Annotated in this window: 20 protein-coding genes; 11 read left to right on the plus strand and 9 right to left on the minus strand. The window is 47.4% G+C overall.

Annotation, left to right across the window (positions count from 1 at the left end; translation table 11 throughout):
• The first annotated feature begins 103 nt into the window (after positions 1–103).
• Positions 104–2,740, plus strand: coding sequence for a TonB-dependent receptor (locus Q4Q54_RS03015; RefSeq protein WP_311987662.1), 2,637 nt, complete (start codon positions 104–106; stop codon positions 2,738–2,740).
• 67 nt (positions 2,741–2,807) lie between these two features.
• The gene (locus tag Q4Q54_RS03020) at positions 2,808–4,313 is read left to right on the plus strand and encodes a tryptophan halogenase family protein (protein ID WP_311987663.1); all 1,506 of its coding nucleotides are present in this window, start codon (positions 2,808–2,810) and stop codon (positions 4,311–4,313) included.
• A gap of 10 nt (positions 4,314–4,323) precedes the next feature.
• Here Q4Q54_RS03020 and Q4Q54_RS03025 read toward each other — a convergent pair whose 3' ends face one another.
• The gene (locus Q4Q54_RS03025) at positions 4,324–5,298 is read right to left on the minus strand and encodes an AraC family transcriptional regulator (RefSeq protein WP_311987664.1); all 975 of its coding nucleotides are present in this window, start codon (positions 5,296–5,298) and stop codon (positions 4,324–4,326) included.
• Positions 5,299–5,838: 540 nt separating this feature from the next.
• On the opposite strand from Q4Q54_RS03025, the gene Q4Q54_RS03030 reads away from it, so the two are divergent.
• The 4 genes from Q4Q54_RS03030 (at position 5,839) to Q4Q54_RS03045 (ending at position 11,240) form a co-directional block, all read left to right on the plus strand.
• The gene (locus Q4Q54_RS03030; protein WP_311987665.1) at positions 5,839–7,131 is read left to right on the plus strand and encodes an MFS transporter; all 1,293 of its coding nucleotides are present in this window, start codon (positions 5,839–5,841) and stop codon (positions 7,129–7,131) included.
• The gene (locus tag Q4Q54_RS03035; protein WP_311987666.1) at positions 7,128–7,976 is read left to right on the plus strand and encodes an ROK family protein; all 849 of its coding nucleotides are present in this window, start codon (positions 7,128–7,130) and stop codon (positions 7,974–7,976) included. Before Q4Q54_RS03030 ends, Q4Q54_RS03035 begins: the two co-directional genes overlap by 4 nt.
• A gap of 66 nt (positions 7,977–8,042) precedes the next feature.
• The gene (locus Q4Q54_RS03040; RefSeq protein WP_311987667.1) at positions 8,043–10,763 is read left to right on the plus strand and encodes a family 20 glycosylhydrolase; all 2,721 of its coding nucleotides are present in this window, start codon (positions 8,043–8,045) and stop codon (positions 10,761–10,763) included.
• A 234-nt stretch (positions 10,764–10,997) separates the two neighbouring features.
• Positions 10,998–11,240 (plus strand): hypothetical protein, encoded by a 243-nt coding sequence (locus Q4Q54_RS03045; protein ID WP_311987668.1) that lies wholly within the window; start codon positions 10,998–11,000, stop codon positions 11,238–11,240.
• A gap of 129 nt (positions 11,241–11,369) precedes the next feature.
• Here Q4Q54_RS03045 and Q4Q54_RS03050 read toward each other — a convergent pair whose 3' ends face one another.
• From Q4Q54_RS03050 to Q4Q54_RS03060, 3 genes are all read right to left on the minus strand, one after another.
• Positions 11,370–11,879: a YgjV family protein gene (locus Q4Q54_RS03050; RefSeq protein WP_311987669.1), complete on the minus strand. Its 510-nt coding sequence runs from the start codon at positions 11,877–11,879 to the stop codon at positions 11,370–11,372.
• A 139-nt stretch (positions 11,880–12,018) separates the two neighbouring features.
• Positions 12,019–12,630, minus strand: a complete 612-nt coding sequence (locus tag Q4Q54_RS03055; protein ID WP_259563934.1) for a Crp/Fnr family transcriptional regulator — start codon at positions 12,628–12,630, stop codon at positions 12,019–12,021.
• A 23-nt stretch (positions 12,631–12,653) separates the two neighbouring features.
• Positions 12,654–13,280, minus strand: coding sequence for a fumarylacetoacetate hydrolase family protein (locus Q4Q54_RS03060; RefSeq protein WP_311987670.1), 627 nt, complete (start codon positions 13,278–13,280; stop codon positions 12,654–12,656).
• Positions 13,281–13,488: 208 nt separating this feature from the next.
• Between Q4Q54_RS03060 and Q4Q54_RS03065 the strand changes: the two genes are divergently transcribed.
• The gene (locus Q4Q54_RS03065) at positions 13,489–15,516 is read left to right on the plus strand and encodes a methyl-accepting chemotaxis protein (RefSeq protein ID WP_311987671.1); all 2,028 of its coding nucleotides are present in this window, start codon (positions 13,489–13,491) and stop codon (positions 15,514–15,516) included.
• 156 nt (positions 15,517–15,672) lie between these two features.
• Here Q4Q54_RS03065 and Q4Q54_RS03070 read toward each other — a convergent pair whose 3' ends face one another.
• Positions 15,673–16,686 carry a succinylglutamate desuccinylase/aspartoacylase family protein gene (locus Q4Q54_RS03070; RefSeq protein ID WP_006080925.1) on the minus strand — a complete coding sequence of 338 codons (1,014 nt, stop codon included), beginning with the start codon at positions 16,684–16,686 and terminating at the stop codon, positions 15,673–15,675.
• 163 nt (positions 16,687–16,849) lie between these two features.
• Complete coding sequence (locus Q4Q54_RS03075) at positions 16,850–17,467, minus strand: MarR family transcriptional regulator (RefSeq protein ID WP_311987672.1); 618 nt, start codon at positions 17,465–17,467, stop codon at positions 16,850–16,852.
• A 230-nt stretch (positions 17,468–17,697) separates the two neighbouring features.
• On the opposite strand from Q4Q54_RS03075, the gene Q4Q54_RS03080 reads away from it, so the two are divergent.
• On the plus strand, positions 17,698–18,903 hold the full coding sequence (locus Q4Q54_RS03080) for an MFS transporter (RefSeq protein ID WP_311987673.1): 1,206 nt from the start codon (positions 17,698–17,700) through the stop codon (positions 18,901–18,903).
• A 99-nt stretch (positions 18,904–19,002) separates the two neighbouring features.
• On the opposite strand, the gene Q4Q54_RS03085 is transcribed toward Q4Q54_RS03080, so the two are convergent.
• The gene (locus Q4Q54_RS03085) at positions 19,003–19,566 is read right to left on the minus strand and encodes a PhnA domain-containing protein (RefSeq protein WP_006080922.1); all 564 of its coding nucleotides are present in this window, start codon (positions 19,564–19,566) and stop codon (positions 19,003–19,005) included.
• Between the two features lie 134 nt (positions 19,567–19,700).
• On the minus strand, positions 19,701–21,920 hold the full coding sequence (locus Q4Q54_RS03090; RefSeq protein ID WP_311987674.1) for a TonB-dependent receptor domain-containing protein: 2,220 nt from the start codon (positions 21,918–21,920) through the stop codon (positions 19,701–19,703).
• Positions 21,921–22,257: 337 nt separating this feature from the next.
• Here Q4Q54_RS03090 and Q4Q54_RS03095 point away from each other — a divergent pair, with 337 nt between their 5' ends.
• A complete protein-coding gene (locus tag Q4Q54_RS03095; RefSeq protein WP_012588169.1) occupies positions 22,258–22,971 on the plus strand; it encodes a DUF2461 domain-containing protein in 714 nt (237 codons plus the stop codon).
• Positions 22,972–23,058: 87 nt separating this feature from the next.
• On the opposite strand, the gene Q4Q54_RS03100 is transcribed toward Q4Q54_RS03095, so the two are convergent.
• A complete protein-coding gene (locus Q4Q54_RS03100) occupies positions 23,059–23,649 on the minus strand; it encodes a TetR/AcrR family transcriptional regulator (protein WP_311987675.1) in 591 nt (196 codons plus the stop codon).
• A 212-nt stretch (positions 23,650–23,861) separates the two neighbouring features.
• Here Q4Q54_RS03100 and Q4Q54_RS03105 point away from each other — a divergent pair, with 212 nt between their 5' ends.
• Both Q4Q54_RS03105 and Q4Q54_RS03110 read left to right on the plus strand, forming a co-directional pair.
• A complete protein-coding gene (locus tag Q4Q54_RS03105; RefSeq protein ID WP_311987676.1) occupies positions 23,862–24,488 on the plus strand; it encodes a glutathione S-transferase in 627 nt (208 codons plus the stop codon).
• Between the two features lie 66 nt (positions 24,489–24,554).
• A complete protein-coding gene (locus Q4Q54_RS03110; protein ID WP_311987677.1) occupies positions 24,555–25,223 on the plus strand; it encodes a glutathione binding-like protein in 669 nt (222 codons plus the stop codon).
• The last annotated feature ends 24 nt before the right edge of the window (positions 25,224–25,247 follow it).

Below are 25,247 nucleotides of genomic sequence, written 5' to 3' on the forward strand. Positions count from 1 at the left end.
AAAATACCAATCCTAGTGTGAAAAGTACCGCATCAACAATTCGATAACAGGTAAGTTAACTGGAGAAAAAAACAACATAAAAGCACTACAGGGATGCAATAACATGTCAGAAGGTCAACTATTTAAGAGCTCTTTGCTCGCATTATGTATCGCTAACGCCTTGTTCGGGATGAGCTCAACCGCAGTCGCGGCGGAGCAACAAGAGGCAACTGCAGAAAATATTGAGGTAATCCAAGTACGCGGCATACGTCGCTCGATTGAAGCCTCAATGAATACCAAACGCTTCGCCGACTCCACGGTCGATGCTATCACCTCGGAAGATATCGGTAAGTTTCCCGATAAAAACATTGGTGATGCGCTGCAGCGCATTTCTGGGGTGACGGTCGATAGACAATACGGTGAAGTGAGCGGGGTCACCATTCGTGGTACAGCGCCTGAACAGAGTCGTATTTTGCTGAACGGTCAAACCGTTGCCAGCACTTCTTGGTATGACTTGGGTCCCGCCACGCGGACCTTCAATATGGAATTGTTGTCGGCAGAGCAAGTGAGTGCGGTTGAAGTGCACAAAACCCCGACCGCGAGACTTGAAGAAGGTGCGCTGGGCGGTACTGTTGATCTCAAAACCCGCAAGCCCTTAGATCTCGATGCCCACACCTATCAAGTGGCTGGCGAGCTGAGCCAAAGCAGTCTTTACGATGAAACGGACCCCAGTGGTTCTTTCCTCGGAAGCTGGAAAAATGACGACGAAAAGTTTGGCATTTTAGGCGCCTATTCAGTAGAAAAAATTACCAGTGGCCGCCAAGTGCTGGAATCACTCAGCGGTTATTATGAATACTTCGCTGCCGATCCCGCGCAAAATCAAGAATCTACCGTAGGTGCATGGGGCATTGGCTCGCAGGCATTTAGGGCTGAACGTGAACGGACCAGTGCCCAAGTCACACTGCAATTTGCACCGACAGAAAAAACAGAATTTACCTTAGATTACTTTAATTTTGAACTCGATATCCCCCACGTAAACCACAACTTCTTAACCGTTGGCGCGCGCGGTTCAGGCTCCACCAACGTAGTGAACAATGCCCAAGGCGGCACGGCATCGGCAACGATTCTGCCAGCGTATGCGTCGATTATTTATAACCCTGTGGTGCGCCACGCGGTCAATATGAAATCTGACGTACTCAACTTGACCGGAAAATACGTCGGGGACAGTTTTACGGTGAGCGGCGTCATTGGCCAATCGACCTCAGATGGCGGCACCCAAGGCGGTTCATCTTCTTGGTGGATCCCAGCGACAGATCAAGGCGGTAAAATTGGCGACCCCGCCTTCCCTAATGGTCAAGGCAGTGTCGATGGCGGCTTTAGTTACGACGCCACGGGTCCCTACCAAGTGGTGCTGACCAGTTTAGATGCAAACGATGCCAGCCAGTTCAAGCATGCACAGGAAGCCAACTACGAAACCACAGTGCAAGATCATAAAGTGACCTACGCACAGACCGATTTCGAATATCAACTCGACCATGATTTTATTAACAAAATTGCGGTCGGGATTAAGTACAACACCAGTGATTTCGAGCGTAATGCCTTCAACCGCAACCCCGCAGAAATCCTAGGTTTCGTGCCCAATGGCAACCTCGCTAACTGGAGCGATGGCGTGCTGTCTGGGCTACATTCCCAGAGCGGCGGCAATGTGCTCGACTCCTATGCCAAGTTAGATGAAGACAAATGGTGGGCCTTTATCAGCGAGAAATACGCCAATGGCGAGTTAGTGGAAGTCGCCGATCTCGGTAACACCTTCACTGTCGAAGAGGATATGTTGGCCCTGTATGCCCAAGCGGATTTCAGCGGCGAATTCTACCGTGGTAACTTTGGCGTGCGTTACGTTAACACTGACCAAACCTCAACTGGTTTTGCCGATGGCAAGCCCTACAATGAATCCGTCAATTACGATAATTGGCTACCGAGTATCAACGTCGCCTTTGATCTGCAAGAAGATTTAATCCTACGTGCTTCGGCCTCTTCCGTGATGGCGCGTAACAACTACAGCGACCTCAAACCAGGTTTAGCCATAGCGAAAAACTTTGGTACTGCGACCGGCGGTAATCCAAATTTGAACCCCTATAAGGCGAATCAAGCCGACCTTGGCATCGAATGGTACTTCACTGAATCTTCTATGTTGTCGGCGGCTTTGTTCTACAAAGATATTGATAACGTAGTGTTTGTCACTGAGTCGACGCAATATATCGAAGGTTGCGGCGCGTCAGAATCCGAGTGGGATAAATGCCGAGTTACAGCCCCTGCCAACGGCGGTAGCGGCTCAGTGACTGGGCTTGAAATCCAGCTGCAGCATAACTTTGAAAGTGGTTTTGGCTTCTTGACCAACTACACCTATGTTGACAGTAAAAGCACTCGCCCCGATGGCACTGAACAGATGATTGAAGGCGTATCTGAAAACTCCTTCAACGGCTCACTCTTCTACGAAGATGATCTATTCAGCGCCCGTATCGCCTATAACTGGCGTTCAGAATACTTAGGCGTGGGTAACATTCAAAACGTGTTAAACGACAGCTATCAACAAGTCGATGCCTCGATTATTTGGCATGCGATGGAGAACTTAGATGTTTCACTCGAAGGGGTTAACTTAACCAATGAAGTGGTGCAATCCTATGATGTTAAATATGGATTGACGCAAAATACCATCGAATTTGGTTCACGTTATTTCGTCGGTGCCAGCTACAAATTTTAAACTTGAGTCACACCATAGCCGACCTTAGGGTCGGCTTTTTGCGTTGATAATGCAGCGGGGATAAGCCATGAAAGTGAAACAAGCAATCAGAAAAATCATTATCTTAGGTGGCGGCACCGCAGGCTGGATGGCCGCGGCCGCCCTCGCGAATAACCCCGTATTTGCCGCCATTGAACTCTGTTTAGTGGAATCGGACAACATAGGCACTATCGGTGTTGGCGAAGGCTCGACGCCACACTTAAAACGCTTTATGGACAACTTAGGCATTAGCGAAAAAGATTGGATGGAGCAATGCCACGCCAGCTATAAAACCGGCATCGACTTTATCAATTGGAATGGTGACGGGCAGCAATATTTCCACCCTTTCTATTTTCAAATGGATGTAAAACCCGCCGAAGTCTTTTTTATCAACGCCAATGCAAGACGCCGAGGGCATGGCAATGCCGTTAGACCCGATGCATTTTTCTCCAGCGGTGTATTGGCCAAACACAATCTCAGCCCAAGGCCGAATAAAGCACTGCCCTGCACCAACGAATACGGCTATCACTTCGATGCGACTGAACTTGCCAACTACTTAAAAGATTATGCCTGTAAGCGCGGCGTAAGGCAGATCATTGCTGATGTGGTTGAGGTGTCAACCACCCAACACCAGCAGATTGAGACGCTGATCCTAGCAAATGGTGAACGACTGAGCGCCGACTTTTTCATCGATGCCAGCGGCTTTAGCGCTAAGTTAATTCATAAAGCCCTAGGCGTGCCCTTTCAATCCTTCGCCGATGAGTTACTCAACGACAGCGCCGTCACTGTACCTGTACCTGCATTAATGGACTCCACTCAAACGCAGCAGGCCAAGTACCATACCCGCGCCACGGCGCTCAGTGCGGGCTGGCTATGGCAAATCCCCCTCACCCACAGGCTTGGCAATGGCTATGTTTATAGCAGTCGCCACCTCAGTGCCAATGCCGCGGCCAAGGAATTGTTGCACAGTATAAATTTACCCGAGTCGACCCAAGTTCGGTTTCTTAAAATGCGGGTCGGCGTCAGTGACAAGGCTTGGCACAACAATGTACTGGCGATAGGGCTTGCACAAAGTTTTATCGAGCCACTCGAAGCCACGTCCATCATGATGACTCAGTTCACCCTTGAAAGATTTATGTCATTATTCGAGCGTTATCAGTTAAATAAGCAGGCAGAAACCTTAAGTCGACAAACATTAAATCAAGCAGTAATGCAGTTAGTGCTCGGCATAAAGGATTACATTCAGGCCCATTATGTCACCAGTCAGCGCAGCGAAGCTTATTGGGTGGCAGCGAGAAAAGTCGCGATTTCCCAAAGGCTGACGCAACTGTTGCAAGCTTGGTATCAAGGGGAAGACTTTGATCTGCTGCTTTACCAATACGACCAGCAACTCGCCTACTTTCGCCCCTCTTGGTATGCACTGTTAGCGGGAATGGATTACCGCGACCCCAAACTGAAGCGCCCATTTGAGCCGATTTCAACGGAGATCACGGCGCAGGCGATAAGCTACTGCCAGACCTTAGTGGAGCAGTATTTTCAGCCTAAGTATTCGTGATAGTAAAGGGTTAAATCGCTCTTTGTTTACTGCTAAAGCGCTGACGAAAGCGACTCGGCGTGACGCCTTTAAATTGAATAAAGCGTCGATTGAAATTAGATAAATTATTGAAACCACACTGATCGCTGATGGTTGAAATCGGGCTCTGGTTCGAGAGTAATAACTTGCACGCCTTAGCGATCCTGAGTTGATTGATAAACTCAGTTAAGGTTTTCTCGGTGCGTTTTTTAAAGAAGCGATGGAAATGATTGGTGCTCATGTGCGCCAACTTTGCCAAGTCCTGTGCCGACAAGGCCTGAGTGTAATTGTCATAAATATGCTCAATCACTTTATCGAGCTTTTTCACGGTAAAGTCGAGCTTACTGCCGTGGGTGAACAAGGTACTGGACAAGAGTTCTTGCTGACTATCCTGTTGTAATAACGCTAATAATTCCAATAACAAAATATAGCGTTTAAAGGGATTGGCCGTCTCCATCGCGATAAACACGCTATGCGCCTTGCGCGCCGTTTCCTCACTAAACAACACGCCCCGTTTGGCATGGGTCAAAAGAGAATGCAAGGATGCTAACTCGCGCTGCTCATTCACAATTTGGTGTAGCCAGGCTGCGGGAATTTGTGCCACATACACGACTTCCTTCACTCGATTTTTCGAAGCGGATCCCTTCAAACTGGGCTCTTTCAAACCGACCGCAGTTGAAGCGCCGCCTTTCAAACAATCGTTCTTTGAAGCCTCGTCAGGTGAAATATCAAGGTTAGCCTCGGATTGCCAGCCGTGGGGCATGTCTGGGCCGATGATCACTAAATCATAATCGCCATAGCGGGCAATATGATCGCCCACATAACGCATTCCATAACTGTTGAGGGTTAAGCAGATTTCGAACTCGGGGTGATAATGCCAGTTGAGATCCATGTGGTCCCATTCATAACGAAAGTAACGCCAAGAGCTGTTTTCATCGGGGATCACTTTTTCACACAGAGGTTTCATCCATTAAACTCCAGTTACTCATTCCTTTACCTTAGCTTCAATCAACTCTTACAGATCAACGCCATTCACTCAAGCTAGCCGTTATTCCATCCTGTTAAATTATTCAATTACTTAGGCCTTATTTTTAAATGCCAGCCATGACCTATCAGCTCGGCGAAATCGCTGTGCCTCGCGCACTATTGTCTATAGCAAGTCAGCCCTACAGTGATACTCAACTCCGCCACTCCGATACTATTCTATCCAATGTTAATTAAAGGTAATTATTTTACAAGTAAACACTTTATCAGCAGATACTAAAACACGGTTTTACCTATGCCTATCCGCAGCAGCTATCTGCAACTCGTATCTATCAACAGTATCTATCGCCAGTATCTATAAGTATCTTCAGCCCGTATTAACTGCACCTGATGTAAATCAGCCAAATCTGCGCGAACAGGATTTGCATATGTGAGAAAAGTATCGACAGAGGCACCATTCGTATCACCGCCATAGCGAGCGTCAGTCCACAATGAATTTCACTTAATTCAATTGGCTAAGCACATGAAACACAAACTCATCATTCTGTTTGTCCTCTGCACTTTCTTTGTGATTTCCTTGATGACCAACAGTATGGGGCCGATTTTCCCTGCGTTAATTGACAGTTATGCTATCGGCCTGACGTTGGCGGGGTTATTTCCCTTTGCGTTTTTTATCGCCTACGGGGTGACATCGATTCCAGCGGGAATTTTGGTGGACAAGTACGGTGAAAAACGGGTGATCATCTTAGCCTTTAGCCTGGCGTTTATCGGCGCCGTCACTTTTGTGTGTCTCCCTACCTTTAGCATCGCCATGTTTAGCCTGTTTTGTATTGGCACTGGCATGAGCTTATTACAGGTGGCAGTGAATCCCTTACTGCGCCAAGCCGCGGGGCCTGAGCACTTTGCCTTTTTCTCCGTACTGGCCCAACTCGCCTTTGGCGGCGCCGCAACCTTAGCGCCGCTGGTGTACCAGCATTTTGTCGCCTTAGATCAAGCCAGTGCAGCATCAGCCAACTATGTGCAACAGCTATTGCCAGAGAACATGAGTTGGCTCGCCATGTACTGGTTATTTGCCGTGGTCGCACTCGCCATGGTGCTCTTTGCCAGCCTAGTGAAGATGCCCAAAGTGGATAAATTGGCAGATGAGTCGGCGGGTGCACTGGAGACCCATTTACGCCTTTTCAAAGATAAAACCGTTTTGAAATTCTTCTTCGCTATCGCCGCCTACGTTGCACTTGAGCAAGGGCTTGCTAACAGTATCTCAGTCTTTTTGTCGCAATATCATGGTCTTGATACCTTAAGTGTCGGCGCCAATGTGGTTAGCGATTTTTGGTTTTACATGACGCTCGGCTGCCTACTCGGTTTGCTGCTACTTAAGCTTATCGACAGTCAGATCTTGCTGCTCAGTTTTTCCCTTAGTTCACTGGTTTGTTTTCTGGTGGCGATTTGGGGACCGAGCCAACTAGCATTAATTTGTTTCCCATTGGTTGGCTTTTTCATTTCTATCATGTGGTCGGTGATCTTCTCGCTGGCGCTCAATTCTCGCGCCCAAGATCATGGATCATTCGCCGGCATTCTCTGTACTGGCATTATCGGCGGCGCGTTTATCTCGCCGATCATTGGTGTTATCAGTGAGCTGTCCGGCGAGTTACGGTTCGGGATGTTAGTGCTGTTAATCCCTATGGCTTACATAGGTTATGTCGCGCTAACGGCTCGCCCCTTGATTAAAAACACCACCCTATTTTCAACAAAAGCGGCATCAAAGAATAACGAGCCGATGGCGACAACCAACACGAGAGGCAACAAGCTATTATGAGCGTCCTATGTTTAGACCTTGGGGGAACTAAACTGATGTTGGCACAGGTGGAAGGTAAAACCTTACTCGACACTTGGCGGTATCCCGTTCCCGCCGATGGCAATTTCGAACAGTTATTCGATTTCCTCGTGACCTGTATCCACAGCCATCTCACGCCTGAAACCTATGGTATTTCCATCGGGATACCCGGCATGGTGGATATGCACAGCGGCACTTTACTCGAAGTGCTCAATATCCCTGCGTTGACGGCAACGCAGTTAGCCCAGCAACTTAAAAATACCTTTGAAATGGATGTGGTTGTGAATAACGACGCTAACCTCTTTGCCCTTGGCGAAGCTGTGCTCAATCGCAATCAAGACATGCTCGGGATTACCTTAGGCACAGGCGTGGGCGCTGGGGTGATTTTTAATGGTCAGTTGTATTCGGGTAAACATTGCGCCGCAGGTGAAATCGGCAGTTTGAGTTATCGCGATGGCATAATTGAGCACTATTGCTCGGGGCAATACTTCACCACTCATCACCACATGAGTGGCGAGCATTTGTACCAAAAAGCCTGTGAAGGTGACAGCCAAGCGCTGCAAGCCTTCGCACATTTTGGTGAACACTTGGCGCACATGATCGCCCAAACCTTACTGGTATACGATCCCAAAGATATCGTCCTTGGCGGCTCAGTCAGCCAAAGCTTTCCCTTTTTTATTGAAGCGCTTAAACAGAAATTGCAAAGCTTAGTCTATGGCCCCCAACTGGCGGACTTGACGATTTCAGCCAGCCAACATCACAATGCGGCACTCATTGGCGCGGCGCAGTGGTTTTTACAACAACAGAAATCAAGCGATTTTAACTAACATCACAATGCTCCAGCAATTGATTGGCGCGGCGCAATGGTTTTTACAACAAAAGGACTTAGCTAAGTGAAAGGACTAACGAAAGGGAAAATAAAGTGGCAGAGGATTAAGACGGCCTTAATCAGCGGCGTAATGGCCGTGCTTCCCGTGGCGCCAGTACTTTCAATACTTGCGATGCCATCAGTACAGGCCGCCAACGCCGTGCAGGAGGCAAATCATGTCGCCCTGAATCAATTGGCCGATAAGCTCCAATTAAATTATCAGTTAACCGCCAGTTATCTTGAAACCTGTCCCGCTAAAGAAATCCAGTGCTATCGCTCCGCCATTGAGCTGACATTGCCCACTCAGTTATCTAATGAAGAGTTAAATCACGGCGACTGGCAAATTTATTTCAGCCAGTTATCGCCCGTTTATTTCGTCGATGCGGGTGACTTTAGCATTGAGCATATCAATGGCGATTTACACAAAATCACTCCTAAAGCCAGCTTTAAGGGCTTCGTCGCCGATCAGGTTTATCGTATTGAGTTTTATAGCCAAGGTAGCCAAATCACCCGTTCCGAGTTTATGCCAAACTTCTTTGTCGCTATGGGTGATAAAGCGCAGCCTATAAAGAGCACTCAAACCCAGCGCAATAAAGAAACGGGGTTGCCCGAGCAAGCCTACCTCGCACCTTTTAATACCGAAAAACAATTCTTACTGGCAAAAAACGATGCAACCCCCTTTGCCGATGGCCAGTATTTAGCCGAGGAATATCAAGCCTTAGCCGCAGACAAAGCACCTGACATTAGCGGCAAACTTATCCCCACGCCACTTCACAGTAAAAGCCTAGACTCGGCGCCTTTATCCCTTGCCAGAGGTTATCGCCTCACGGCTGCGACTGTAGATTTTAAGGGACGACAGGCGGCGTTGGATTACCTCGATTCTTTAGGCTTTTCGGCCAAGAACAAAGGCACGCCGCTGTTATTACAGCTCGATGCCCAAGCTCCTAAAGTCGCCAGCACTGAAGCCCATGATAGTGAAATTAAAAGTAACGAAGCCTATCGGTTAACCATAACGGCTGAGCAAATCAGTATTCGAGCGGGCAGTGAAGCGGGACTCTTCTACGGTCTACAAAGCCTCGCAGGGTTGATCAGTTTAAGTGACGATCAACTGGTCGCCATCGAGATCCAAGACCAGCCTCGCTACGCCTTTCGCGGCCTACACATCGATTTAGCCCGTAACTTCCACTCGCTAGATTTTATTAAACGCATCATTCCACAGCTCGCCGCCTATAAAATCAATAAGCTGCATTTGCACTTAGCCGACGATGAAGGCTGGCGTTTAGCCATACCCGGCTTACCTGAACTAACTGATGTGGGCGCAAAACGCTGTTTCGATTTAACCGAGCAAACCTGTTTATTGCCACAACTAGGCAGCGGAATTGCTGATGCTAATCCCGTCGATGGCTACTTAACCGTGGCGCAATACCAAGAAATATTACAACTGGCTGATGCTCACCATATCGAAGTGATCCCTTCACTGGACATGCCTGGGCATTCCCGCGCCGCGATAAAATCCATGGAGGCGCGTTATCACCATTACCTAGCAAAAGGAGATAAAGCTAAGGCGGAGGAGTTTTTACTGACTGAATTTGCAGATAAAACCCAATATTCGTCGATTCAGTATTACCACGACAACACACTCAATGTGTGTCTGCCGAGCACCTATCACTTTATCGATACTGTGATTGATGAAGTCAAAAAAATGCACCAAGCCGTAGGCGTTCCCTTAGTGCATTACCACATAGGTGCCGATGAAACCGCGGGCGCTTGGGTCGACTCTCCAGCGTGTATCGCAATGCAGCAACAAAAAGCCGATGAGTTAACCAGACTGCATTCGCTCAATGGTTACTTTATCGAGCGCGTCGCTAACATGTTGGCGGATAAAGGGATTATTGCCGCAGGTTGGAATGATGGCATGGGTGAAGTTCGCCCCGAAAACATGCCCGCCCAAGTGCAATCTAATGCTTGGTCGCTGATTTCGGATAACGGTCATCAAATCGCCCATAAGCAAGCCAATTTAGGCTGGAAGGTGGTGATTTCAACGCCGGAAGTCACCTATTTTGATTTCCCCTATGTTAGCCATCCAGATGAGCGCGGTAATCATTGGGCTGCAAGGGCAATAGACAGCTTTAAGGTGTTTAGCTTTATGCCCGACAACCTGCCCGCCCATGCCGAGCGCTGGCGCAATAGTTTAAATCAGCCATTTATCGCGGACGACAGCCACAGCCAGCTCAAACCGGGACACAGATTTTACGGCTTGCAGGGGCATCTTTGGAGCGAAATGGTGCAATCGGATGAGCAAGCAGAATACATGCTATTCCCGCGCATGATAGCCCTTGCAGAACGGGCATGGCACAAGGCACCGTGGGAATTAGCCTATGATTATCAAGGTAAAATCTATAGCCAACAGACTCAACATTTTGCCAGCCAACTCAATGGCCAAGCCGAGCAAGTCCTCAAACAGGATTGGCAAACCTTCGCCGCGGTTTACGCCAATAAAGTGCAGCCTAAGTTAGCAAAAGCGGGAGTTTTCTACCGCATAGCGCCACCTGGAATACGTATTGAAAATCAGCTGTTAGTGCTCAATAGCCTGTATCCCAATGCCGAGCTGGAATACCAACTCGACTCAGGACCTTGGCTAAGCTACCGCCAAGCTTTCAAGCTTAATGATGTCAAACACATCCGCGCCAGAGTCAAAGATGGCACGCGTTATTCTCGCCCATCGACTTGGCAAAGCTCCCTCTAATCGTTCATCGCACAATATCGGCCATCACATGTGATGGCCGATGCGTTAATTGACGATTAATGCCGCTGGTCGATGGATTAAGCATGGGCTTAACGCTCTTAAATTGAGGCTTTTCAATAACAGCGCAACTCAGGCTATAATCTCAGTATTCGCGAGCACACTGTACCAGTGCAATGCGCTTTCTCAGTGAAAGTTCACAATTATATTTTGCCTAACCTAAGGATCCACCTGCCGATGACAACAGCGTCTACTAGCCCCTTTGCCGTGTTAAATCAAACCACTGCGACCTCGTTTAATGAACAGAAAAATCTCATTAAACGGGTATTTAAAGGTAAGCCAGTGCAATGTCCTCGCTGTAAACAGACACTTAAAGTGATATTGCCAGAGCTGGCAAAAGTCGAACAAGCCGCAGGAATTTACTGTGCTAAAGGCTGCACAGATATTGAACTCGATATGGAAGCCGTCGCGGGACTCTAATCATTCCAGAGCCAACCCACACTGGCATTAGCTTCACATCGACGGCCAAGCGACGATTACAATAGTCACTGTAATTCACCGTTATAAAGTAAATATCTCTCTAATTATCAATGAGATTATTTAAACTGATCACGGCAGTTGCTTAAGCTGCCCACGAAAATAGTGTCGATAATAGCCCACCAAATTACTGCCAATAAAGAGTACCTCCATTAACACTGCCACAGGCGATCCCACTAAGGCATTGTGAACGAGCCAAAAACTGGTTCCGACTATCATCAGTAATCTAAGATCTTTATCCCTTTGGCAGAATGCGGCGCGGGTTTGAAACAGTGTGCCGAGACAACTGATCACCGTCGTTATGCCATTGAAGGTCACGATACTCATTGCCACTGCTGCGCTAGAAAAACACCATATGGCCACCTTTGACGTCGTAAACATGCTGGTGAGATAACGCACTGTGGCTATGCCCATTAAGCCTGCTGCAGTCCATTGCTGCAACAGACAAAAATGAATAGAAATCAGAATACCCGATACAAAAAGGCAGGCGACAATCCGCTCCCGCGCCTTAAATTGAAACGAAATCAGATCGAAGATAATGGCTATCGCCACCAAAATTTGAGACAAAGTAAACGCAGTCAACTTATTAAGCCCCTTAGCTTTAAGCAATAATGCGCACTCAGATTGCAAGCCTTACAGACTTGAGAGCGCAACTTAAGGCGCAGCATCATGGAAATCGCGCTTTAGCGCATTAACCTAAGTTAACTGGGGGCAAAAAACGTTAAAAAGAGTCTTGAAGTCGTCGACGCATACGCGACAAACTGATTGCCGTAATACCAATATAATTAGCTAGCTGACCTTGGCTTAACCGCTCAAGCCAAAATGGTGAATGTTCGCGTAAATACAGATAACGTTGCTCAGGTGTGTGCAGCAGTAAAAAGGCTTCCTTTTGTTCTTTATACAATAATTGCTGTTTAAGTAACCCTAGTTGCACAGGCTGCAGCGAAGTATCATCCAACACGGATAACGGCATTTGGATAAGTTTACAGGCGCTTAAAGCTTCTAATTGGTAACGAGCAGGAATTTGCTTCAGCCAACTGACATACAAAAAACACAATTCACCCTCGAAATAAAACTCCTTACAGCGCTCTGTGCCCTCCTGAGTATAATGGCAAGCGCGCACTATACCATCCACAACAAAATATGCCTGTGACTGCTCATTTCCTTGGCCAAGAAGCACCTCTCCCGCCGGCACGTTCAACGCTTTAAACTGTGGTAAGTAACGTTCAACAGCAGCTTGACTCGCCCCTAACGCAAGCAAAAATTGTTGCAGAGGCTGGCAAATTGACACCTGCAATACAGCAGTCTTTTTTACGTCATCAGGTTCAATCATGCGAGCTACTCAGCGATTTATCACTAAACACTTAACCATTGCCATTCGAGTAAGGGCTCAGCACTCGCTTGCAGACCCCTGCTCAGGGTGACGTTGAATACACTTTTAGCGGGAATACTTCCCACGCCCTTGGGCGTGCCTGTCATCACAATATCGCCGTCATCGAGACTGATAAAGGCTTGTAGCTCAGATAAAATAGTCTGAGGTTTGTAGATCATTAAATCGATATGTCCCTCTTGCACCAAGTTATCGTTGATACTCAAAGTAAAATGCAGCGGCGCCTCGGCATCATCAATCGCCACAAAGGGGCTAAATAATGCGGCCCCATCGAAGGCCTTTGCCCGCTCCCAAGGCAATCCCTTGGCTTTTAACTTGCTTTGTAAATCACGTTTAGTGAGATCTAAGCCAATGGCAACGCTGCTAAAACGGCCATCTTGAAACATAAAACACAGCTCGGTTTCATAGTGCAAGGCTTCGCCTTGATGCTCAGAAAGTAGCACAGTCGACATCGCCGAATTGGGCTTTAAAAACACCACCATGTCGTCGGGTATGTCATTGCCCAACTCATGGATATGGTCGACATAATTACGTCCAATGCAGACAATTTTTGTCGGTACGATACGCTTTTCACCCAACACGACTGATTTCATTTTTAATCCTTTTTACGATACGGTTGAGATTATTTTTAAATAATCAAACCAAGAAGTTAACCTTAACTAGCGCTAAACTCTCAATAGAAAAATTCACTTTACTTGTGACGAACTCTGCTACACTTGAATTAATATTTCAATAAAAACAGCGATCTAATCATTAATAAACCCATTTTACAGGGACAGTCCTAGAAGAGGTTTTCGCACTATGTTGACGCTTACCATAAAACAAAAAATCATTTTTAGCTTTAGTGCCATCGGCGCGCTGCTCATCGCTGGCAGCAGCTTCTTCTATTATTCACTCTCACAAGTACAAACCGCCTATCAAAATATCGAAACCTTAGCCGTACCGGTGCAAAAGCAGAGTAATAGCTTGCAACTGGTGCTATTAAAAATGTCACGCCTTGCCACCTTGGCCCATAGCCAGCAAGACACCGCCGCCTTAACCAAAAGTCAGCAAGCGTTTACGGCGCTGCAGAAGAAATATCAAAGTATCGAAAATGAGTTAACGGAGCGAGTGGCAGATCAATCTAAGATGCAGACTTCCCTGCACGAGGCGCAGGCTAGATACCAAGCCTATTTGCAACAAAGCCAAGCCATGTTTAGTGCGAAACTCGCCAATGAACAAGCAAAGCAGCAATACCAACAACTTTTCCAACGCTTTAACGATGCCAAGACCAACGCCAGTAATGCGATGATCGATCTCGAAACCCTGTCCATCCCCGATAATCCCACTCTGCTCGAAGAGATTGTCGGTACAGGCACGCGTATCGACGACATGTTGTATACGCTAACCAACACTATGGGAGAGCTGATCCACACTCAAAGTTTGGAGGTGATCCAATCGCACCAGCAAGATGTCAGCATCTTACTGGGTAACCTCACCACTAACTTTACCTTTTTAAAACAACAAACTGATGGGCTTGATACATTAGGCTTGCTGCAAACCTTCGAACAGCAATATGCGATTATCAATACCTTACTCGCAGCCCCTGCCGAGCTTTATAAAACACAAGAAGCCGTGGTTGAGGCGCAGCTACAAGCCGAGCAACATTACCTCGATGCCGATAAAGAATTTAACGCCAATAATCTCGCCTTAGACAAGTTAATCACCTTAGCCGATCGCCGATTTAGCAGCCTGCAAACCATTGCCAGCAATGCAATTGAGCAAGGGCAAACCTTAGCGATAGTGCTCGCCATCGTGTTTATCGTTATGGTGAGTTTTATTTCCTTCTTCACCTCCAAGGCCATGCTCAATCCATTAGCCTTAGTGAATGGCGCGCTGGCGAGCATCGCCCGTGGGGATTTATCTAAACGCATTCATAAACGCCATGATGATGAATTTGGCACCCTGATCGATAACATGAATACCTTGAGTGACGACCTTGCCAAGCTATTAACCAATATCAGCCAAAATGCCCATTCGCTGGATAGCTCAGCCACCCAAACCAATGAGCAAGGTCAGCGCATTGCCAATGCCGCAACCGCGCAAATCAGCCGCGTCGATGAGACTAAAGCCTTAGCTGAACAGATGTTTACCAGTTCTAATTTAGTAACTGAACAGGCCAGTGAGTCGGCGAAACAAATCAGCCAAGCCTCGAAATACGGCAATCAAGTGAAGCAAATTGCCGATGATAATCGCAATAAAATTGCCGAACTGAGCGCCCGTTTAAGTAGTTCGGTTGAGGTCATGTCTCGCTTGAGCATTCAAAGCGATAATATTGGCAGCATTTTAACCACCATTAGCAGCATTGCCGAACAAACCAATTTGCTGGCACTGAACGCCGCCATTGAAGCCGCCAGAGCGGGGGAACATGGACGGGGTTTTGCTGTTGTGGCCGATGAGGTGCGATCCCTTGCCTCACGCACCCAAGCTGCCACCGCTGAAATTCAAACCATGATCACGGCCCTGCAAAAAGAGACCTCCACGGCAGCGAGTGCAATTACCACAGGTCAAAATCAGGCAAACGAATGTGTCGGACAAAGCCAAACCCTGCAGGATGCTATCGCCCACATAGAAAGTACCTTACACACGCTCAATGACATGAGTCTAGAGATCACCCACGCCGCCCATGAGCAGTTAGATTACAGTCAACGTATAGAGTCGAGCATGAGCGAGGCGGCGCAAGCGGCGGATCAAAATGCCAATGAAGCCATGGACATGGCCAAACGCAGCAACGAAGTCACCAAGCTTGCCCACTCACTCACCAGCTCAGTGGAACGCTTTAAACTCTAGTGAGTTTAGATTTTGGCAGTGATAACGAAAACTGCATTGAGGGTTACAAAAGTCAGGAGTTAGCGAGGTAAAAATAAGCACTTAAAAATGTTCACAGAAGTCGCAAAACTACCTTAGCGACTTCTGTGGCTATATCCAATTTCAACACATCTGCGGTTAAGCATATTCCATCAAAAATTCATCGAGCTGTTCATTAGCCATTTCAATTTCGTCACCTTCAAACTGGGCGATATGGAACATGCCCTCGCCTTCGTTAGTAACGGGAATATTGCTGATCCCTATGATGATGCCGTCGGTTGGTGCACGAATGGCCACACTGTCACCGCCGTGGGGGCTGACGATATGGGCGATGATATAACCCTTAGTCACCCGCTGGCCGAGCTTGAGCTTCATATTCACTAAGCCGTCGGATTCGCTGCGCACCCAATAACTGCGAATGGCGCTAACACTTGAGCCCTTATTGCTTACCCGTCCCTTCAACATGCCTAAACTGCGCATCACATTGAGCACGCCCTTGAGGCCGGATTTTATCGACAATTCACTGAAACGAAGTGCCTCGCCCGCCTCGTACAAAATACATGGAATGCCCTGCTGGTTAGCGTAGCCCCGCATCGAAACACTGCGCGCTTTAGAATGCATAATAAGCGGCGCACCAAAGGCATTTGCCATAGCCAGCATAGTCTCGTCGCTGGTATCACAGCGAATTTGCGGCAAATTGTCCCTGTGAATCGCGCCCGTGTGCAAATCAATAACATGGGTTGCATGGACTAATAACTGAGTGGCAAAGAGATTGGCTAACCGGCTTGCCAGCGCCCCTTTACTGGAGCCTGGGAAGCAACGGTTGAGATCGCGCCTATCGGGTAAATAACGGGATTGCTGAATAAAACCAAACACATTCACAATAGGCACCACAATCAAGGTGCCCGTCAAATTCTTAGGATTCACTCTGGCTAATAACCGCCGACAAATCTCGATACCATTGAGTTCATCCCCATGAATGGCGGCACAAACCAGCAAAGTTGGACCGGGTTTGGCCCCGTGAAACACTTCCACATGAATATCGAGTTGCGTATCGGTATACAACTTAGCGGCGGCCAGCTTGATCCCCAGTTGAGTCCCTGCTGTGACTCGTTTACCTGCTAATTCAAATGCTTCACGTCTTTTTACCATGGCAACTCCCTTGTACTATCGAATGTTGTCCCGCGCGGCTGACCCATATTAGCTAATAGCGCTCGGCTATCGCTTATCGCCAGATGTCTAACACTAGAAACTAAAAAATAGAAGCTTAAAACTAGAAACTAAAAACTAAATAATCACGTGAAGTTTAAACGATTTATTGCGGCTCAAATTGGTTCAGCCAAGATTTTAAAATCTGCAGCAACATAGGTCTATCTTCAACGCTCACGCCCGCTAACAATGCACTCTGACATTGAATATGCTGCGGCAAGGCCTTATCAATGAGCGCCTTACCCTCAGCAGTTAACGAGACATGTACGGCGCGGCGATCTTCCTTACTGTGCGCCCGCTCAATCAGCCCCTTATTTTCGAGTCTGTCTAAACGGCTCGTCATAGCGCCAGAGCTTAGCATCATGCTCTGATAAAGCTGTGAAGGTGAGAGTGTAAACGGCTCACCCGAACGCCTTAAGGTGGCAAGCACATCGAACTCGCCCTGACCTAAGCCAAATTCGGCGTGGCATTGCAGCAGTACCACTTCAATATATTTCGTTAAACGCGCGATTCGCCCAAGCACAGCCATAGGGATCAAATCATCAGTCACCCCTTGATGCTGCCACTGGCCGACAATGCTATCCAAACCATCTTCGCTTTCAAGGCCATCTGCTTTGGTGTTCGAAGCTGCTTGGTCTTTATCCGCAAGACTCGCGTTTTTATCCGCTGAACTCGCATTAGTATCCGCAGGGCTCATGTGAGTGAGTGTCGTTTTCGCTGTCATAGCTTTATCTCAACATAAAGATTCTTTATATCATTCTTTACATCTTAGTCATTTTCTCGCAGAATTAAAATATCTTTATATCAAGATACATCTGAAAGAGATTCTTTTTGAACTGTAGCGATGCTGCTTCAACTTACTCTAGTTGAAAGGAAATCATCGTAAATGTGCTAAATGCCGCTACAGATCACTCTTTCAGCAAATCAAACTTAGCTTATTTTTGGAGACAATCCATGCAGTCACCCCAGTCAGAGAAAGCGAATTTATTGCTTCTCGGAATCGCGTTCATTCTTATCGGTCTAAATCTGCGCCCCATTCTCGCTTCCGTCGGGCCTTTGCTGCCCAGCATACAAGAGGATATCAGCTTAAGTTTTACCTTAGCGTCTATGCTGACATTGCTGCCCGTGCTCGCCATGGGACTGGGCTGCTTTGCGGGTTTTAGTATCGCTAAACGGTTAGGTTTTGATACCGTGATGACGGGATCGTTGCTCCTCTTGATCGTCGCCACGGCAATGCGTTTTTGGGCGATGGATGCAAGCTGGCTTATCTGCTCGGCATTACTGGCGGGAATCGGTATCGCTCTTATTCAAACCATCATGCCTGCCATGATCAAACTCAATTTCGGTGAACGGGTGCCCTTAATGATGGGGCTTTACGTCACCGCCATTATGGGCGGCGCCGCTTTGGCCGCCAGCAGTGCGCCTTTTATCGGGATGAACTTGGGTTGGCGCGCGGGGTTAGGCCATTGGACTTGGTTAGGCATAGTGGCACTGGCGCTATGGCTGATGGTTAAACATAACGCCGCATTGCCGAGTCAAACTGCGGAGCAAACTGTGCAGCTTAGCTTTTGGCGTTTTCGTCGCAGTTGGCTATTAGCGATATTTTTTGCTTTAGGCACAAGCTGTTATGTCTGCGTGCTTGCATGGTTAGCCCCCTACGCGGTCGAGTTAGGTTATAGCCAAACGCAATCGGGATTAGTGTTAGGTTTCTTAACCAGCATGGAAGTGATCGCGGGCTTAGTGTTTCCTTGGCTTGCCAGCAAGTCAACGGACAGACGCGCTATTATTGCCCTGCTGTGCTTACTGCAACTCATCGGTTTTATGGGGCTCGCACTCGCCCCTCAAGTGTCGCTATTTTTATGGGCGGGACTTGCGGGATTAGGCATAGGCGGGATTTTTCCACTCGGATTAATTGTGACTATGGATCATCAACAAAATCCGATGTTAGCGGGTAAATTAACCGCCTTTGTACAAGGTGTAGGTTATACCATTGCCGCCATTTCGCCTTGGATTGCTGGATTGATCCGCGATAATTTCAATAGCTTTAACAGTGCATGGTTGTTGCTCGGGGGCTTAAGTCTGATGGCGTGGATACTATCTTGGCAATTTAATCCGCAGGGTTATGCACGCCAATATCAAGTCACCCGCTGCGTATCTTAACTCTCTAATTCAAAATAAAAAAACCGCCATGTCGATTAACGAGCATGGCGGTTTTTTATGGTGTGCGGCTCGATAAATCGAGCCCACACTAGGTTCAACTTAAGACTTTTTAACGAAGCACGTCAGGATCACAATGCGAGTACCGTTAACACGGCCTTCAATGTGCTCTGGGTTGTTAGTCAAAGCAATGTTACGCACAGCTGTGCCGCGCTTAGCCACAAAGCTAGTGCCTTTCACGTTTAAATCTTTGATGATCACGACCGTATCGCCAGCGTTAATCACGGCACCATTACTGTCTAACGTTGGGGTAGTGTCGTCACCTGCGGCGGCAACTTCAGCATCGCCCCACGCTTTTACATCGTCTTCAAGGTAAAGCATATCCAGTAAATCTTGCGCCCAGCTTTCGCCATTTAAGCGCTTAAGCATACGATATGACATCACTTGAACTGCCGGTACAGGGCTCCACATGCTGTCGTTCAGACAACGCCAGTGGTTCATGTCCATGGTATCCGGTGCCGCAATTTGGCCACTGCAGGTTTCACAAATCATGATCTCATTGTCACGGCCATCGGAGGCTGGCAGATCATAAATAGAGAGTTCGATCTCGCTGCCACACAGTTCACACTTGCCGCCACAGCGACTTAGCAATTCATTTTCAGTCATTTTTCTGTTCTATATGCCTAGTAAAACGCGGATTATGCCATAAACCGGCTTTTTTCGGCAGGGGGCTGAGGCAATATAACCCTATTTTTTATAAGCTTTATAAACCGCGCCCACACTGCCTTGGTGATTAATCTTTAAAATTCATAAGCTAAACTCAAGCGAACATCGCGCCCCGCAGCTGGGATCCCATCGGAGAGAAACGGCACCACTTGCAGATTGGTGAGGTTTTTCACCATCAAACGCACGCTTAATCCCTTTAAACTGGCTTGAGGTTCATAGGCGAGGTACAGGTTCTGCAGAAAGTAATTTTCGCTCGGCGACTCGGCATTAAAGATATCACCGTGGGGAACATTGGTTTGCGCATCATACCAAGCGCCCTGCCAAGCCACTGAAATATCATCGGTAATATACATGCCTAAACGCAGACGAATATCGAGCGGTGCCATGTTGGCTAAATACTCGTCGTCATCTTGGCTGTCTCTGAGTGACCCATTGTGCTGACCTTGCAGCCATGAAACCGCCAGATCACTGAACACGTCTTGAAAGCGATATTGGGCTTCAAAATCGGCACCGTAAATATGGTAACCATCAAGATTGGTGTAACCGCTTTGAATTAACTGGGTTTTATCAGACTTAGCCCCACGGCGCTGGGCGATATCATCGCGGCCTAGGTTGGCAAACAGAGTAAGCTGCGTCGTCAGCGCATCATCGTTGGCAAGCAGATGCTGGTGCTGCGTCATCAAGCCTAACTTGAAAGCGTGTAAGCGTTCGACATCGATGTCGCGACTCGTGCCGGTAATGCTGGCTTTGGCGTATTGCACGGCATAAATCTCATCAACCACAGGAGCTTGCAAGCTATAGGCGTAATCAAAGTTTAACCGAGCGTAGTTTGTCAGTTGGTAATCTATGCCTAATCTGGGTGAGAACCCCGAGTGGTGAGTCGAGCTATAATCGTGACCCGCGCTGATGTCGTTATAATCTGGCGCAATATTTGGCCGACCTATGCTGTAGATAAAGTCATATCGTAGCGAGGGAGTAACGGTTAAGTCGTTGGTGAGATGAATCGCATCGCGAACATACACGGCATAGGTGTCTTGGCGACCTTCAGGTTGATAATAAGGTGTGTACCAGCCAAAGTTTTTCTCAGGATTCTTCTCATAACTCTTGTTAAACACGAGCGAAGTACGGTCGAGACTGCGGTACTGCAATCCTGTGGTGATCTCGTGATCGCCAATCAAACTCAAGTTGTTGATATCAATATAATCACGTTTGTAATCTAGCCAAGATTCGTGGCCGAAGTTGCCTACGGAAACCGTCATTTTCTCCCACGCGATATCGGGTCTTACCCAGTGTCGCGCATTCGCCGAATGGGAGATCACCACTTGAGTATCGATCAGGGGATTGCTCGGCGAGTAACGATAATTGGCTGACCAAGTGTTGTCTTCATAGGTGTTATAGGCGGTTGTGGCATACAGCGCCTGCTCGTAGGAACCGTACTTTTTGATGTTGTAGTCTGAGATGGCAGGCATGGGGCCACGGCGGTTAGCCCAAGGTTTGCGGCCCTCATCGAGATAATGGGTCACGCTCAAGGCCAGTTGGTGATCGCCCTGCTCATAATCAATCTTGCCTAGATAATTATCTTGCTCATAGCCCGAATATTCAAACTCATCGCCATTAGCTAAAGTCACATCCCCCGCATCACGGCGCGTAAGGTGTAACAAACCCGATAAATGCGGATTCACCCGGCCATAGACAGTTCCCGTATAACCCATAGCGTCATTATTGCTGGCGTAGCTGGTTTTAACTCGCGCGCCAATCGCTTGATTGTATTTAAGAAAATCATCGGCCGATTTAGTGACTACATACATGGCCCCACCAAAACCGCCATTGCCCGAGCGCACATCATGGGCACCTTTGATCACTTCCACTCGTTTGATGAGATCAGGATCGAGGAAAAATGAGCCATAGCGATACTGCTCAAATCCCACCGGAGCATTATCCACATAAACGTTAAAATCTTCGGTCTCGCCAAAGCCCCAAATATTAATCCGCTCACCGCCGCTGCGGGTGCCACCATCGATATGCGCTCCCGCCATATCATCAATCACTTCGGCGAAGGTCGTCGCCTGCATCTCCTCGATTTGTTCCATGGAAATAATCGCTTCACCCGGTTTAGCGACTGTGATGGCCCTACGATATTGCTGCCCATGAACCTGCAGGATTTCAATCGGCTCAACCTTAGGCTCGCCCAATACCTCATTTGCGTACAACGGCATTGAGGGCAACAAACATAATCCCATCAGAGACAGATTTCTATTCGCTTTCCATTTCCCAAATTTAGGCAGGCAACCCATTTAACGTCTTCCTATTAACAAACTAATCTAAAAATAGGGCGGCATTATAGGCACGAATGAAGAAGATAAGAATAGTTCTCACTTGGCTTTACGTGTAAATAACGGGCTGGTTGAAAACAAAAGAGAAGCGGCGCACTTCAAAAAATTAAGTGAAGATCTTACCGAAGGATGGCAGTATTAGTGCCATATTTGACAGCCTTTCATCCTCTTAAGAGTGTACGACCTTGCAGTACGAGTGGAATATACGGACGACTCGCCTGACGTTCGCACTGCTTGTATCTAGGCGCATCTAGGCTGTTGGCACTCGTTTCAAATGCATTAATAAGGTTCACCGATAATGGCCACGCTCACGACTAAAATCCCTATTGCGACAGGTGCAACGTTCAGCGCCGCGAGTTTGCAATTTTTAAATCAACTGGCGCAAAATAACTCCCGCGACTGGTTTAAAGCCCATCAGGCGGAATACGAAGAGACAGTGCGAACGCCTGCGCTGCAGTTTATCGAGCAAATGCAGCCCAGTATTCTCGCCCTCTCGCCTCGGCTCACTGCCGTACCGAAAAAAGTCGGTGGCAGTCTTATGCGCCCCCAGCGAGACAGCCGTTTCAGCAAAGATAAAACGCCCTATAAAACCAATGTCGGCATTCAATTTCGCCATTTTCAGGGCAAAGACGTGCATGCGCCGGGACTGTATTTACACATTGCCGAAGATGGCTGTTTTATTGCCGCAGGGATTTGGCACCCAGAATCGAAAGCCTTAAATGCCATTCGCACTTGCATCGATGAGAACCCCAACGGCTATAAAAAAGCGCTACAAACCTTACAAAGTCATGGATTTAACATGGACGGTGATAGCTTAACTCGACCACCAAAAGGGTTTGATAAAAACCACCCTATGCTGGCGGAGCTAAAACGCAAAGATTTTATCGCCATAAAAAATATCACCTTTGAAGAACTCTGCCGCCCAGATGCCGCCAGTTTCTGTGCCGAGCAATTTGCGCACTGTACTCAATTGATGGCCTATCTGTGTTTCGCGCTGGACTTGGATTTTTAAAAATAGACTGCTAAAAGCAACATGGCCTAGGCGAAAAACCTAGACCATTCAAACTATAACTTGCACCTTAAATGGCTTAATTTGCACTTAAACTTTTGTATTTAAAGTGCCCAAGTAACTCTGTAAAACTGCAAAGGCATTGTCTAGCAGTTCATATTCACCCGCTTTACCTAACACTCTAATTCCTTGTAATTGCAGTACTAAAAATGCAGCGACCTGATGCGGCTGTAAATTGGCCAATAACTCGCCTCGCGCTTGGCAGTCCAACAACACTTGGGTGAATGAGGCCTGTAATCGGCAAAATAAGCGCTGACATTCCTGCAGCACACTCTCATCGTCGAGGCTCTTTTCTAATACGGCATTTTGCATAAAACAGCCATATTTTTGTTCCCTCTGCAGGGCAACAAAGCGGGCTAGATAAGCTGCTATTTCGGCCAAGCCTGCTTTTTCATGCAGCAGGGTATCTGAGGCGCCAAAGGAGTAGTTATCGAGGTAGAAACTGAGGCACTCGCGGTATAGCTTTTGCTTGTCGCCGAAACTGTTATAAAGGCTAAATCGATTAATGGCTAAATGGCCGACGAGATCGGAAATCGAGGTTTCGGCAAAGCCCTTTTGCCAAAAAAGCTCCATTGCCAATATGAGTTTTTCCCGCCGATCAAAATTACAACTTCGTGCCATAAGCCTGCGACCTAATCTCTTGAATACGCGCTCACGATCAGCTTTACCATTCCTCTTTACCACACTCCTCTTTACAACAGAAAGTTGAGGGGCAAATCATTCTTGACTGATCGTTTAGATATGGCGTAAATTCTATCCTAACCGATCGTTCCGTTAAAGCCTTATATGCTCAAATCGAGCATAAAGCACAGATAAAAACTACAGGACTTTAGATGAAACTCTACGAATTAGCTCCGACTCCCAGCGCGCGTCGCGTCAGTATTTTTCTTGCGGAAAAAGGCATAGAAGTGCCAAGAGTGAACGTCGATATCCGCGGCGGTGAAAATTTAAGTGCCGAGTTTAAAGCCAAAAGTGTAAATGGCCGCATTCCATTACTCGAACTCGATGATGGCAGCTACCTATGTGAATCAGTTGCCATTTGCCGCTATTTAGAAGAAATCCACCCAAGTGTTCACTCGCTGTTTGGCAATACGCCACTTGAGCGCGCTAAAGTAGAAATGTGGCAACGTATCATAGAGTTACAAGGCTTAATGGTTGGGTTTCAAGCCTTTCGTAATTTAAGCGGTGTCTATAAAGACAGGGAAAATTGTGTCGAGTCTTGGGGCGCAGAATCACGCCAAAGGGTCATTGACTTCCTACCAAGCTTAGACCAACAATTGAGCAAGTCGCCCTTTGTGGCAGGCGATGAATTCAGCATTGCCGATATTTCGGCTTACGTTTTTATCAGCTTTATTAAGAATTTAGATATTGAAGTCACTGACAGCTTGCCGCATCTTAAGGCTTGGTTCATTACTTTGGCGCAGCGTCCTGCAATAGTATCGTTAACCCCTACAAAATAGCGGCACGAATGCCTGAATAGGCCCTAAAGTGAGTAGCTATAAGCGTTATAACCTAAAGGAATCATCATGATAGATTTATACACAGCCGCGACCCCTAACGGTTTTAAAATCTCCATCGCACTGGAAGAAATGGAGTTAGAGTATCGCGTCCACAAGCTAGATTTCAGCACCAACGAGCAAAAACAGCCTGAGTTTATTGCCATTAATCCAAATGGCCGAATTCCCGCCATTATCGACCGCGACAACGAAGATTTTGTGGTATTCGAATCCGGTGCAATTCTGCTGTATCTCGCCGAAAAAACAGGTAAATTCCTGCCAGCCGATCCTAAAAAGCGCTCACAGGTGATCCAATGGTTAATGTTCCAAATGAGCGGCGTCGGACCCATGATGGGTCAAGCTAACGTATTCTTCCGATACTTCCCAGAAAAAATCCCCGCAGCTATTGACCGTTATCAAAAAGAAGGTCGACGTTTATTCGAAGTCATGAATACTCAACTCGCGACAAATCAATATTTTGCTGGTGACGAATACACGATTGCCGACATTGCCACTTGGCCTTGGGTACGTATCCACGAGTGGAGCGGCATCAATATGGAAGGTTTGACCCATTTGCAACGTTGGTTAGATGAGTTAGCGCTCAGACCTGCGTGCCAAAAAGGCATAATCACGCCGCCACCGGTGGAAATGAGCGATGAAGAACGGGCTAAGCAAATCCAAAAGATGGTGACGAAATAGTCATCTGCTAAACGGTCATTGCGC

The sequence above is a fragment of the Shewanella sp. SP2S2-4 genome, from assembly GCF_031932025.1.
GTDB classification, from domain to species: domain Bacteria; phylum Pseudomonadota; class Gammaproteobacteria; order Enterobacterales; family Shewanellaceae; genus Shewanella; species Shewanella baltica.

Bases quoted from the DNA above. Each gene is read 5' to 3' on its own strand.
- Q4Q54_RS03070 (WP_006080925.1), bottom strand. From the start codon at position 16,686: ATGGTAAAAAGACGTGAAGCATTTGAATTAGCAGGTAAACGAGTCACA.
- Q4Q54_RS03045 (WP_311987668.1), top strand. From the start codon at position 10,998: ATGACAACAGCGTCTACTAGCCCCTTTGCCGTGTTAAATCAAACCACT.
- Q4Q54_RS03065 (WP_311987671.1), top strand. From the start codon at position 13,489: ATGTTGACGCTTACCATAAAACAAAAAATCATTTTTAGCTTTAGTGCC.
- Q4Q54_RS03030 (WP_311987665.1), top strand. From the start codon at position 5,839: ATGAAACACAAACTCATCATTCTGTTTGTCCTCTGCACTTTCTTTGTG.
- Q4Q54_RS03025 (WP_311987664.1), bottom strand. From the start codon at position 5,298: ATGAAACCTCTGTGTGAAAAAGTGATCCCCGATGAAAACAGCTCTTGG.
- Q4Q54_RS03110 (WP_311987677.1), top strand. From the start codon at position 24,555: ATGATAGATTTATACACAGCCGCGACCCCTAACGGTTTTAAAATCTCC.
- Q4Q54_RS03015 (WP_311987662.1), top strand. From the start codon at position 104: ATGTCAGAAGGTCAACTATTTAAGAGCTCTTTGCTCGCATTATGTATC.
- Q4Q54_RS03080 (WP_311987673.1), top strand. From the start codon at position 17,698: ATGCAGTCACCCCAGTCAGAGAAAGCGAATTTATTGCTTCTCGGAATC.
- Q4Q54_RS03075 (WP_311987672.1), bottom strand. From the start codon at position 17,467: ATGACAGCGAAAACGACACTCACTCACATGAGCCCTGCGGATACTAAT.
- Q4Q54_RS03055 (WP_259563934.1), bottom strand. From the start codon at position 12,630: ATGATTGAACCTGATGACGTAAAAAAGACTGCTGTATTGCAGGTGTCA.
- Q4Q54_RS03035 (WP_311987666.1), top strand. From the start codon at position 7,128: ATGAGCGTCCTATGTTTAGACCTTGGGGGAACTAAACTGATGTTGGCA.
- Q4Q54_RS03085 (WP_006080922.1), bottom strand. From the start codon at position 19,566: ATGACTGAAAATGAATTGCTAAGTCGCTGTGGCGGCAAGTGTGAACTG.
- Q4Q54_RS03105 (WP_311987676.1), top strand. From the start codon at position 23,862: ATGAAACTCTACGAATTAGCTCCGACTCCCAGCGCGCGTCGCGTCAGT.
- Q4Q54_RS03060 (WP_311987670.1), bottom strand. From the start codon at position 13,280: ATGAAATCAGTCGTGTTGGGTGAAAAGCGTATCGTACCGACAAAAATT.
- Q4Q54_RS03095 (WP_012588169.1), top strand. From the start codon at position 22,258: ATGGCCACGCTCACGACTAAAATCCCTATTGCGACAGGTGCAACGTTC.
- Q4Q54_RS03090 (WP_311987674.1), bottom strand. From the start codon at position 21,920: ATGGGTTGCCTGCCTAAATTTGGGAAATGGAAAGCGAATAGAAATCTG.
- Q4Q54_RS03020 (WP_311987663.1), top strand. From the start codon at position 2,808: ATGAAAGTGAAACAAGCAATCAGAAAAATCATTATCTTAGGTGGCGGC.
- Q4Q54_RS03100 (WP_311987675.1), bottom strand. From the start codon at position 23,649: ATGGCACGAAGTTGTAATTTTGATCGGCGGGAAAAACTCATATTGGCA.